This is a genomic window from Agrobacterium vitis, assembly GCF_037039395.1.
In the GTDB taxonomy this organism is placed as follows: Bacteria; Pseudomonadota; Alphaproteobacteria; order Rhizobiales; family Rhizobiaceae; genus Allorhizobium; species Allorhizobium vitis_E.
The window spans coordinates 13635-25683 of sequence record NZ_CP146241.1; the positions used below are offsets into that span (position 1 = coordinate 13635).

Genomic DNA, 12049 nt, shown 5'->3' on the forward strand with positions numbered 1-12049 from the left:
ACATATAATCCCAAATCTTTCGTCTATGAAGTGCTTCCGGATTCAGGAGATACGTCAATGACGGACAGAACATCACAATTTAACAGCGAGGCTATAGACCTCGATACCGCTGAGCCGGTTGCTTGGAGCCCTGCCACCTGGTTTGCCGTCCTTTCGATGGCGGCCACCAGTTTTGCGCTGGTGTCGGCTGAGTTCCTGCCGGCAGGCCTGCTGACGCCAATGGCACGTGATCTTGGGATCAGTGAGGGAACAGCCGGGCAGGTCGTGACTGCCACCGCTTTCGTGGGCGCCATCACCGCCCTGTTGAGCAATGTCCTGATCGGCAGGTTGAACCGCAAGACAGTGCTGGTCGGCCTCAGTGCGTTGGCAATCGGCTCCAATATTCTTGCGGCGGTGGCGACGGATTTTTGGCTCTTGATGCTCGGTCGAGCAGGCCTCGGCATTGCCCTCAGCGGCTTCTGGGCGCTTTCGGTTGCGGTTGTCGCCAGGTTGGTTGGGGCCAATGCAACAGGACGGGGCATGGCGATTGTCACGCTCGGCGTCTCACTCGCCACAATAGCCGCGCCATCGATAGGCGCTTTGATCAGCGACTGGTTGGGCTGGCGCAGCGCCATGTCCATGACAGCGGGGCTTGCTGCACTTGCCATGCTGCTGCAGATAATCTGCTTGCCAACATTGCCTTCAAGCACAAGCAACAGTCTCTCTGATGTATTCCGGTTGACGCGGCGGCGTGGCGTTCAACTTGGAATGCTGGCCATCCTTTTGTTGATGACGGGGCATTTTGCCGGCTCGGTTTATGTGCGCCCTTTCCTGGAACAGGTGACGCTGCTTGAAACCGGCCCGATTGCCCTGGCGCTTCTAGGCTTTGGCGTTGCATCGGTGATCGGTAACGTTGCGGGTGGCCGGATGGCGGACGCCAGTATTCATATGGCACTCGCTGTCACCGCCGTGCTGATGGCGTCTGCAGCGCTCGCCTTGGTGCTTTGGGGCAATTATGTCGGCGTGGCCTTCAGCCTCGTGACGCTCTGGGGCTTTGCCTTCGGCATGGCGCCCGTGGTGCTGCCGACCAACCTATCGCGCAGTGCACCTGACGCCCTGGAGGCAGCGGGTAGCCTGATGGTCGTCTCCTTCCAGGTCGCGATCACTATTGGCGCGGTTGTCGGTGGCTATGTCGTTGATCATTATGGCGCTGCTGGGCCCTTGACCCTTACCGCTGCCCTGGCCGCATTGACGGTCGCCTTGGCGCTGACGCAACCTCGCACCTGATCTTCCCTTGCGGGTCAGCCGCCGTTTGTACTTTGAGCCTCGACGTAAACATCAACAACCTGTCGAGGCTCCACAACGAGAGCAGCGGAGCTGCTGCCCCTTATGGGGGCAGTCGTCAAAACGGCAGACAGCATGAACGTCAAGATATCCGAGCAACTGCGATAATCGTCAGATGGCTGAATCGATAATTTTGCAAATGCCTGTACGCACAACATCCTTGCTGGTGAGTTGACCGGGCTGGATATCAAAGACAGCATCGACCCTGACGCCTGCCCCTTTCTGACGCGCGACAACCCGGAGGGTCTGAATTCGGCCACTGCCACTGGTTTCCTGGAAAGCGTCGATAGACGACAATTCCTTGTTGACCTTTATGCCGGAAAAACCTTCCGCCGCTACGGCCTGGGCCAGCTTTTTAAGAACGACCGTGGAATTGGCTTTGGGGTATTCCTGCCACGAGCGATAGCTTAACGCAGTGACCATGGGGACGCCGCTGACATTGAAATTATTCTCGCACGATGCCGCTTGCGCGAGTGCCGTGGCGCTAAAAAGCAAGGCTGCGGCGATGATCGTAACTTTCATTTTTTCTCCTCGCTGGCGGACCGTGATCGACCTAACGCATATTCGTTTTGACATCGAAGAAAGGCAGTTAGCGCGCTTACTTAGGCAGGCTTTCAACGCAAACGCCCTGCCAAACCATGGGTTTGAGTTTTCTAACCGCTTGATCCTTTCGCTCTGCACCAGCCTCGCGTGACTTCAGCGGCATAGGCGGCGTAAGGTCAACTCGTACAAGTGAGCTAGTTGGCCTGATCGAGCAGTCCCCGGGCAGTCGGTTAGTTCAGAGCTTAAGGGGTGATTTCCGCCTGCGCATTTGATTGCCCAGAGAATAATGGAGGCAACTCAATGAATGTATTTTGTGATATTCCTGTATCGATAATCTCAAAGACCGCTTTGAGCATGCCGTCGACATCCTGGCGCACCATTTCGATGTCGCCACCCAAAAGCGCCACAAAGGGATCCCAGTCGAAACAGCCCATTGCTGGTAGCCGTTCCGCGACATAGCCGGAGGTCTTGAGCCACTGCATGACGCCCTCCAGAGAGATGGTGGAGTTTACAAACATTCCGCCCGGGATTTCGCCTTCAACAATCGCCAGTGTTTGCAAAGCTTTTTCTGCTTTTTCCGGGGCGTATCCGCAGGTGAGTATGTGGCGTTCATCAATCGGAACGCCGATATCCTGATGGGCTGCCCGAAAACCGCGCACCCGCTCCAAGGTGTTGTGATCTGTGGCGCGCCCGCCAACGAACAGCAGCGGTGCGGCCTTGCCGGTCTTGCTGTGACAATTTTTTAGAATACGACGGGTCAATTCCCTTGCCCCTGCAAAATTGTCCGAAATAACCGAAGGTGCCGCTGTTCCCGGCAGGTCGAGATTAATGCTGCGCGCCCCGGCAGACGTGCATATTTCGGTGATCCGGTCAGGGTTGGTCGCTCCGGTCGAAACCAGCCATTCCACTTGATAGGACAGCAGAGTACGTGCGGCCTCCACTTCAAGCTCCGGGTCACGTCGCGTGCAGGTGATAATCGGGAAAAGGCCCCTCGCCCGCGCCATGTCCTCGAAGGTTTCGACAATCGATCCAAAATAGCGGTTGTCATACTTAGGAACGATCATGCCGATGATCTGTGATTTTTCCCGGCGCAGCAGACTGGCCTGCATGTTGAGCGCATAGCCTTGCTCTTGCGCAATCCGTCTGATTTTTTCCGCCAGTTGCGTGCTGATCCGGCGCTTCTTCCAATTGCCATTCAAAACAGCGCTGACAGCGCTGGCCGATGTGCCAGCAAGCTCGGCCAGATCGTAGATCGTCGTCTTCCTGGCGGGTTTTTTCTGATTCACGCTGGCCTCCTCTTCACGCCCAACTTGACAGCAAAGTCAGAAGATGGCAATTCTTGCGTCATCGATTGAGCAAGGCAGCTCAATCGATGACGGTGGTTGGCTTTGGAGGGTCGACAGGGAGGTGTTCAAGCAATTCGTGGTTGTGGCCGCATCACTGCGGGCTCGATGTGGTGTCATCGCTGTCTTCATCGGCGCGGTGAGGTCTGGAACGCTTGGACATGAAGCCGGCATGCGTCCTCGACACTTGTTTTTGTTTTTGGCGACACTGGTTTTTGGGTTCTAGAGGAGGAAACTATGAAATTTCATTCCATGATGATGGTGTCGGTTGCCGCCGCTGCCATGTTTGCAGGCTCGGCCTTGGCGCAGGAGAAAGCAACCGTTGCGTTTCTGATGCCCGATCAGGCATCGACACGCTATGAAACTCACGATTATCCGGGCTTCAAGGCGGAGATGGCCAAGCTTTGTGCCGGATGCACGGTGATTTATCAGAACGCCAATGGCGACACCGCGCTTCAGCAACAGCAGTTCAACTCAGTCATTGCGCAAGGTGCCAAGGTGATCGTGCTTGACCCGGTGGATTCGTCTGCCGCCGCCGCATTGGTTGAGCTGGCGCAGTCGCAGGATGTCAAGGTTATTGCCTATGACCGTCCTATTCCGAAGAAAGCGGCGGATTATTATGTCTCCTTCGACAATGCTGGCATTGGTGAGGCGATCGCCAAGTCTTTGGTGCAGCACCTGAAGGCCAAGGGCGTACCACAAGGTTCTGGCATTCTTGAAATCAACGGCTCGCCCACCGATGCCGCCGCTGGCCTGATCCGTGATGGTGTTCACAAAGGCCTGAAGGATTCCGGCTACAAGACATTGGCCGAATTTGACACGCCGGAATGGGCGCCACCGAAGGCGCAGGAATGGGCCGCAGGCCAGATCACCCGTTTTGGCGCAGATATCAAGGGCGTGGTCGCCGCCAACGACGGCACGGGCGGTGGTGCTATTGCCGCCTTCAAGGCAGCAGGCGTCAATCCTGTGCCACCGGTTACGGGCAATGATGCCACCATCGCCGCGCTTCAGCTGATCATCTCCGGCGATCAGTACAACACGATTTCCAAGCCATCGGAAATTGTTGCGGCAGCCGCCGCCCAGGTGACAGTTCAGTTCCTGAAGGGCGAGAAGCCGGAAGCCAAGACGACGCTGTATGACACACCCTCGCAACTGTTCATTCCGGCGGTTGTGACGGCAGAAAACATCAAGGCTGAAATCTTCGACAAGAAGATCCAGACCCCTGCCGAAGTCTGCACCGGCGAATATGCGGCTGGCTGCAAAAACCTGGGCATCATCCAGTAACCGTTCTGATCTGTGTCCGGTCTGGCGTTGTGCCAGACCGGACATGCCCCGAACCTGAAAAGAGCGTTTCGCCATGGTGCAAAATGACCAAGCGGCCCCGAAAACGGGTGGCCCTATTCTGAAATTGCGCAATATTTCCAAGAATTTTGGTGCCGTATCGGCGCTGACGGATATTGATCTGGAAGTCTGGCCCGGCGAAGTGGTGGCCCTTGTCGGTGATAACGGTGCTGGCAAATCCACCTTGATCAAGGTGCTGGCCGGTGTTCACCAACCCACATCCGGCACCATCGAATTCTGTGGGCAAGATGTCTCGCTCGATAGCCCCAGCCGGGCGCTGGAGCTGGGCATTGCCACGGTGTTTCAGGATCTTGCGCTCTGCGAAAATCTGGATGTGGTGGCCAATCTTTTCTTAGGGCATGAGCTTGCACCGTGGAACCTTGATGAAGTGGCCATGGAAGTGCGGGCATGGACGCTTTTGAAAGAGCTGGCAGCAGGTATTCCATCGGTGCGCGAGCCGATTGCCTCGCTTTCCGGTGGTCAACGCCAGACGGTTGCCATTGCAAGATCACTTCTTCTCGATCCAAAAATCATCATGCTGGATGAGCCAACGGCAGCGCTTGGCGTTGCCCAGACAGCCGAGGTCTTGAACCTGATTGAGCGCGTGCGCGAACGCGGGCTGGGCGTCATCATCATCAGCCACAATATGGAAGATGTGCGCGCCGTGGCCGACCGCATCGTGGTGCTGCGTCTGGGCAAGAACAACGGCGTGTTTACCCCTGACGCCTCCAATCAGGAACTGGTTGCCTCGATTACCGGGGCCACGGAAAATTCCGTCTCGCGCCGCATTAGCCGCAAGACAAATATCCAAGACACCAGCGCCAACGAAACCAGCGGGAGACCCGCATGAGCAATATTTCAAACCCTGAGACCAAGTCCTCCCAAGCCTTGGACCGCAGCGATGAGCGCGTCACCCACGATGATGGTGTGATGGCCATGCTGCGCAGTTTTATCAACCGGATCAAATCGGGCGATCTGGGCATGTTGCCGGTTGCCATTGGTCTGATTGTGATTTCCACCGTGTTCAGCATTCTCAATCCGATTTTTCTGGCACCCAACAATCTCGTCAATCTGCTGTTTGATTGCGCAACGGTAGGCATCATTTCACTGGGCATTGTCTGCGTGCTGCTGCTGGGCGAAATCGATCTCTCGGTTGGCTCCATGAGCGGCTTGGCCTCGGCTATCATTGGTGTTTTGTGGGTCAATTCCGGGCTTCCGGTGATTGTTGCGATTTTTGCGGCACTGGTCACGGGGGCTGCCGTGGGGGCGCTTTATGCCCTGCTGTATAACCGCATGGGCATGCCCAGTTTTGTCGCCACGCTCTCCGGCCTGCTGGCCTTGCTGGGAATGCAACTCTACATTCTCGGTCCAACGGGAAGCATCAATCTGCCCTATGCCTCACCTTTGGTGCGTTTTGGCCAGATTCTGGTGATGCCGCATTGGTTGTCCTTCACGCTGGCTTTGGTGCCCGGTGTTGTGATGATTGTGTTTGGTCTTGCCGTTCGCAAGCGCCGCCAAGCGGTCAACCTGTCCTCAAAACCCTTGAGTGGGTTGCTGATCAAGGCAGCCATTCTGACGCTGGGCTTTGAATTTGCGGTCTACTATCTCAACCTCGGACGCGGCGTACCGTGGATGTTTGCGCTGTTTGTGGCGCTGGTGGTGGTGGTCAATTACCTCCTGACCAAGACGCAATGGGGCCGCTCGATGTTTGCCGTGGGTGGCAATCGTGAAGCCGCGCGCCGGGCTGGCATCAATGTTCGCCGCATTTACATGAGCGCCTTCATGCTCTGCTCCACCCTTGCAGCCCTTGGCGGCGTGCTATCAGCATCGCGCCTCGCATCCTCCAGCCAGCAGGCGGGCACGGGTGATGTGAATTTGAATGCCATTGCCGCAGCCGTCATTGGTGGCACCAGCCTGTTCGGTGGGCGTGGCAGCGCCTATTCGGCCCTGCTCGGTATCATCGTTATTCAGGCGATTTCCAATGGCTTGACGCTTCTCAACCTCAGCTCATCGCTGCGTTACATGATTACCGGGGCCGTGCTCGCCATCGCCGTGATTGTGGACTCACTCGCGCGCCGCTCCCGTGTCAGCCACGGCCGCGCCTAACCCATATTTTGAAGGAGAATTCACTCATGACGGATATTATGAAAGGTAAGGTCGCTGCCATTACCGGCGCTGCATCGGGCATCGGTCTCGCCTGCGCCAAAATTCTGCTGGCGGAAGGCGCAACCGTGGTGTTGATCGACCGCGCCAAAGATAAGCTTGATACGCTTTGCGCTGAGCTTGGTGAGCGCGCCAAGCCGCTGGTGGTGGACCTTTTGAATGGGCAGGAGGTTTCCGCCATGCTGCCGCGCATTCTGGAGGTCGCCGGTGGTCTGGATATTTTCCATGCCAATGCCGGTGCCTATATTGGCGGCGCTGTGGCTGAGGGCGACCCAGACGCCTGGGATCGGATGCTGAACCTCAATATCAACGCAGCCTTCCGCTCTGTGCATGCGGTATTGCCGCATATGATTGCGCAGAAATCCGGCGATATCCTGTTTACAAGCTCCATCGCAGGTGTTGTGCCGGTGGTGTGGGAGCCGATTTACACGGCTTCGAAATTTGCCGTTCAGGCCTTCGTGCATTCCACCCGCAGGCAGGTTTCGCAACATGGTGTGCGTGTTGGGGCCGTGCTTCCGGGGCCGGTGGTGACGGCACTGCTGGATGACTGGCCAAAGGCCAAGATGGATGAAGCCCTGGCCAATGGCAGCCTGATGCAGCCGCAGGAGGTGGCCGAGGCCGTGCTCTTCATGCTGTCGCGACCACGCAATGTGACCATTCGCGATCTCGTCATTTTGCCCAACAGCGTCGATCTTTAACCGGCGCTCCCCTCATTGTCCCATCTATATTTGAAGAGCATTTGCCATGACCGAAGCAGCGGACCCTCTCCATCAATACATTATCGGCGTGGATGTTGGCACCGGCAGCGCCCGCGCGGGCCTGTTTGATCTCAGCGGTGCGATGAAAGCCGTTGCCAAGCGCGACATTGCACTGTTTCGCGAGGCGGGGGCGATTGCCGAGCAGTCCAGCACTGATATTTGGGAGGCCGTCTGCACGGTGGTGCGGCAGGTGGCTGCATCCGTTGATGATCCGGCACAGATCATTGGCCTTGGTTTTGATGCGACATGCTCATTGGTGGTGCTTGGTGAGGGTGGGCGCTCTCTGCCTGTCGGCTCTTCCGGGCTTGTAGAGCGCGATATTATCGTCTGGATGGATCAACGGGCGGTGGGGCAGGCCGAGCGCATCAACGCCATCGGCCATGATGTGCTGCGCTATGTCGGTGGCAAGATTTCGCCGGAAATGGAGACACCCAAGCTTCTCTGGCTGAAGGAAAACCGCCCCGAGACCTTCGAAAATGCTTGGCAGTTTTTTGATCTTGCCGATTTTCTCACCTGGAAAGGCACAGGCGATCTCGCCCGCTCCACCTGCACCGTTACCTGCAAATGGACCTATCTGGCCCATGAGCAGCGATGGGACCCAAGCTATTTCCACACCATTGGGCTTGGCGAACTGGCCGACGAGGGCTTCAGCCGCGTTGGCCAGCGCATTGTCGAACCCGGAACGCCGCTTGGGCAGGGCCTGACGGAAGCCGCTGCTGCTGCCATGGGCCTGAGAACTGGCACGGCCGTGGCCGCAGGCATGATTGATGCCCATGCTGGCGGCATTGGCACGGTGGGGATTGGCAGCGGCCCCAAAGACAATATGGCCTATGTATTTGGCACCTCCTCCTGCACCATGACCTCGACCGCTGAGCCGGTGTTTGTGCCCGGCGTCTGGGGTCCCTATTATTCCGCCATGGTGCCGGGCATGTGGCTGAACGAGGGTGGGCAGAGTGCAGCGGGGGCGGCTATTGACCAATTGCTGGCCGTTCACCCGGCAGCACCGGAGGCAGCAGCAAAGGCGCGCGAACAGGGTATTGCCCTGCCGGTTCTGTTGGCGCAGGCGGCAGCGGCCAAGGTCAGCGCCCTGCCCGATGTCGTGCATTTGGCGAAAGGTCTGCACATCGTGCCGGAATTCCTCGGCAACCGCGCGCCTTTTGCCGATCCACACGCACGCGCCATCATTGCCGGTCTGGGTATGGACCGGGATTTTGATAGTCTGGTTGCGCTCTATATCGCGGGCCTCTGCGGAATTGGTTATGGTCTGCGGCAAATCATCGAGACACAGGCCGCATCGGGCGCGTTTATTGAGCGCGTTGTGATCAGCGGAGGTGCGGGCGAGAGCGATCTGGTGCGGCAGGTGTTGGCCGATGCTTGCGGCAAGCCCGTGGTGGCCGCGGGTCTGGACGAGCCGGTGTTGCTGGGCTCCGCGATTTTGGGTGCCGTGGCGGGAAAGGCTTTTTCAGGGGTCAGCCAGGCAATGGAAGCTTTAAGCGGGGTAACAAAGACCTATCATCCGCAGGTCGGCGTCTTGGCCAACATCCACAAACGCAGATACAGCCATTTCACAACGCTACAGCAACAGGGTAGAGAGCTACGTGACGTGTAGATGGACGGAATATCCTTGGGGTTCTCCGAAACCTGGACGAAACGACGAGCAGATAATCCGATCGAAATGCTGGCCTATTGAAATGCTGGTCAATTTTGAAGTCGTAGAGTGTATCGTGTATGTCGCCGCTCTCCGGTGCGCGTGAATGCCCCGATCTCGACAAGGTGCTGGAGGTCACGTGTTGCCGTCGCACGCGATGTGGCCGTGATTGAAATGTAATTTTCCGCGCTCAACCCGCCCTTAAAACCAGCGATACCCTCTCGAAAAATACGGGCGATGACTTTTTCCTGGCGCTCATTAAGCCGATCCCGAAACCGATCGTAGAATTTTGCCTTTTGAATGAAGAAGGCAATACGATCAATCGTTGCCTGTTGAGCCTCCAGGATTGTCTGCGAAAAATAGAGAATCCATCCGGTGATATCGAGCTTTCGCTGATGGCGCTCAAGTTCGCAGTAATAGGCCTTTCGGTCACGCTCGATTGTAAAGGCAAGCGAAATCAGGCTTGGTTGCCCGATGTTTTGCGCTAGCGATTTTTCAGCGAGCGCGCGTCCAATTCTGCCGTTACCGTCCTCGAACGGATGGATGCTTTCGAAATAGAGATGTCCGATGGCCGCACGTGTCAGCGCAGATAACGGAACTGACCCGCCTGGCCCCGACCGATTGAACCAGTCGATGAAAAGCGCCATTTCCGCGGTCACCTGACGGGATGGCGGTGCTTCAAAGTGGATTATAGGCTTGTCCAGGCGACCTGAGACAATCTGCATTGCATCAGTGTGGCGACGGTAGGAGCCAATTGTTTCGATATATCGGTTTCCCGCCATCAGCATCGAGTGCCAATGGAAAAGGTCATCATGCTGGAGCGGGCCGGACCAATTTTTATAGACGTCAGCCATCATCTCTGCGATCCCGCGCTCTTGCGGTCGGACCGGACGATTGTCTGTGTTGAGACCAAATTGCCGGCGCAGCGATGACTGGACGCTGGCTCGATCAAGGAACTCGCCTTCGATCTCCGACGTTTTAATGGCTTCGTCGCTCAGCAATTCAATCCGCAATTGGTTGCTGTCGTCGTCACTGAAATGCCTGACAGCGCCGATCACCTCACCGGATGACTGGAGAAACCTTTGCTCCAACGGGGCCATGTCCTCAATGTCATAGGAGAAGTTTGGCCAATCGGGCAGTTGCCAGTTCCATTGCATGAGTTATAGCTACCTTTTCTATAACTCAAAATTATGCTCATTGATGAGCTATTGCAAGTCGTTCTATCGATCATTTGGATTTGAAATCTGCTGTGGGTCCTTTGTCAAAGAACCGCTTTCATTACTGCTCGCTCTTGAGATGGGGCGTACAGAATGGAATTCGAGCATTCCAAAATAGGATCGTTCATAACATCAGTCGGAACCCTCAACCCTTTTACTCTCTCTTTCGTAGCTTTGTGCGGCGATCAAGAACGATGTGATCGACTTTTTCGGAGAGCACATGATCGGGATCGCTTTCGGCGGCTTCCTTAAGAAGCCTCGTCAGCCGCTTTAGCTCCTTTTCATCCAGGTGTTCGATGCCCATAAACCGGTTTTCCGCTGCACTGGTCAGGATTAACTCGTCCAGTTTTGCCTGAACGGCCTTGCCGTCTCGGTTCTGAGAGTTTTGCAGCACAAAGACCATCAGGAAGGTGATGATTGTCGTTCCGGTATTGACCACGAGTTGCCAGGTTTCCGAAAAGCCGAAAAACGGACCGCTGACCGCCCAAAGGATGATCCCGGCAACCGCTATGACGAATGTTGCGGGCTTGCCGGTGAGGTTAGCGATCATGCCGGAAAATTTTGAAAAAAGGCTGGGTTTCTCAGACATGGTATTCCTCCAGATGGAATAAGCCTACCAATAATCTTTCGATGGCATGGAAGTTCCGGGGGCCGGTCTTTTCGCTCAAAAGGAAGAACCTATCGCGTCATCAGAAAACGTCCCTCGGCATCTAAGCCCGGTTCATCAACTCTGCCATCACCAAATGAGAGAAATCTGGAGGATTCGTGAATCCGATGCAAAATTTGCAATTCAATCCTTCAGGATTCGACTGAAAGGTTTTGTGATTATTGCAAGGAAATACTGAGTAGACAAAATAGTTAGGTCCTGTTGACAAAGTATGGGCAACCATATCTTGGCGGCGGCCAAGGTGAGGAATGCTGCGAAGGATTTTCGGGTCTTGTCGTATCTGGTCGCAACGCGCCGAAACTGCTTGAGGCGGTTGAACATCCGCTCGATACGGTTTCGATCCTTGTAGGCTCTAAAGTCACATGTAGGCGGGTTCTTCCGGTTGGCCTTCGGCGGGATCACCGGCCTGATTCCGTGGATCAGCAGTTCCTCGCGCAGGAAATCACCATCATAGCCTTTGTCGGCAAGCAACAGCCTCGGTTTGCCGACCGGTGTTGCCAGCAGGGCAGGAACGGCGTTGTAATCCGAAGCTTCGCCGCCTGTCAGGACGAAGCCAAGAGGGCGTCCCTGACCGTCTGCGCGGGCGTGGATTTTCGTCGTAGAGCCGCCGCGTGATCGACCAAAAGCCTCCTGATAAGTCCCCTTTAGCGCCCGCAGCCTGAGAATGGCCGCGAACTGTGGTGCTGTCGATCATGTGCTGCCAGTCATCCGTCAGCCCCAGTTCAACCAGGGTCTCAAGGAGGGCGTCCCAAACGCCTTGCTCGGCCCAACGGCGGGAAACGCACATAGACCGAATTCCACTTTCCGTAGCGCTCATGCAGGTCGCGCCATGGACATCCGACCCGAAGAACATGCAACATGCCGTTGAGGTATCGTCGATTATCGTGCGAGGGCCGAGACTTCCTGCCACGTTCAGTGGGCAACAGCCCCTCGATGATCCGCCATTCCATATCCGTCAGGTCGCCGCGTGCCAAAACTGCCTCCTAAAAGGCAGTCTTGAATCATGCTTCCGCCGATTTGGGAATCAACTTTGTCAACAGGACCTA

At 56.3% G+C, this 12049-nt stretch carries 10 protein-coding genes and 1 pseudogene; 6 read left to right on the plus strand and 5 right to left on the minus strand.

Annotation, left to right across the window (positions count from 1 at the left end; genetic code table 11):
- Nucleotides 1-57: 57 nt before the first annotated feature.
- Nucleotides 58-1266, plus strand: coding sequence for an MFS transporter (locus V6582_RS00070; protein ID WP_156634726.1), 1209 nt, complete (start codon nt 58-60; stop codon nt 1264-1266).
- 168 nt (nt 1267-1434) lie between these two features.
- Here V6582_RS00070 and V6582_RS00075 read toward each other — a convergent pair whose 3' ends face one another.
- Together V6582_RS00075 and V6582_RS00080 are read right to left on the minus strand one after the other, a co-directional pair.
- Nucleotides 1435-1845, minus strand: coding sequence for a hypothetical protein (locus tag V6582_RS00075; protein ID WP_156634725.1), 411 nt, complete (start codon nt 1843-1845; stop codon nt 1435-1437).
- A gap of 263 nt (nt 1846-2108) precedes the next feature.
- Entirely contained in the window at nt 2109-3152 is a 1044-nt protein-coding gene (locus tag V6582_RS00080; RefSeq protein WP_337739407.1) for a LacI family DNA-binding transcriptional regulator, read from the minus strand.
- Between the two features lie 294 nt (nt 3153-3446).
- Here V6582_RS00080 and V6582_RS00085 point away from each other — a divergent pair, with 294 nt between their 5' ends.
- The 5 genes from V6582_RS00085 to V6582_RS00105 all read left to right on the plus strand — a co-directional run bounded on the left by V6582_RS00085 (nt 3447) and on the right by V6582_RS00105 (nt 9080).
- Nucleotides 3447-4493, plus strand: coding sequence for an ABC transporter substrate-binding protein (locus V6582_RS00085; protein ID WP_156634724.1), 1047 nt, complete (start codon nt 3447-3449; stop codon nt 4491-4493).
- Nucleotides 4494-4566: 73 nt separating this feature from the next.
- On the plus strand, nt 4567-5400 hold the full coding sequence (locus V6582_RS00090; protein WP_156634723.1) for an ATP-binding cassette domain-containing protein: 834 nt from the start codon (nt 4567-4569) through the stop codon (nt 5398-5400).
- Nucleotides 5397-6656, plus strand: a complete 1260-nt coding sequence (locus tag V6582_RS00095) for a sugar ABC transporter permease (protein WP_156634722.1) — start codon at nt 5397-5399, stop codon at nt 6654-6656. Before V6582_RS00090 ends, V6582_RS00095 begins: the two co-directional genes overlap by 4 nt.
- 26 nt (nt 6657-6682) lie before the next feature.
- Complete coding sequence (locus V6582_RS00100; RefSeq protein ID WP_156634721.1) at nt 6683-7411, plus strand: SDR family oxidoreductase; 729 nt, start codon at nt 6683-6685, stop codon at nt 7409-7411.
- 46 nt (nt 7412-7457) lie between these two features.
- On the plus strand, nt 7458-9080 hold the full coding sequence (locus tag V6582_RS00105) for an FGGY-family carbohydrate kinase (RefSeq protein ID WP_156634720.1): 1623 nt from the start codon (nt 7458-7460) through the stop codon (nt 9078-9080).
- Between the two features lie 89 nt (nt 9081-9169).
- On the opposite strand, the gene V6582_RS00110 is transcribed toward V6582_RS00105, so the two are convergent.
- The 3 genes and pseudogenes from V6582_RS00110 to V6582_RS00120 form a co-directional block, all read right to left on the minus strand.
- Nucleotides 9170-10276: a Fic family protein gene (locus V6582_RS00110; RefSeq protein ID WP_156634719.1), complete on the minus strand. Its 1107-nt coding sequence runs from the start codon at nt 10274-10276 to the stop codon at nt 9170-9172.
- A 214-nt stretch (nt 10277-10490) separates the two neighbouring features.
- Nucleotides 10491-10925: a low affinity iron permease family protein gene (locus V6582_RS00115; RefSeq protein WP_156634718.1), complete on the minus strand. Its 435-nt coding sequence runs from the start codon at nt 10923-10925 to the stop codon at nt 10491-10493.
- Between the two features lie 269 nt (nt 10926-11194).
- Nucleotides 11195-11977 (minus strand): annotated as a pseudogene (locus tag V6582_RS00120) (IS5 family transposase).
- Between the last annotated feature and the right edge of the window lie 72 nt (nt 11978-12049).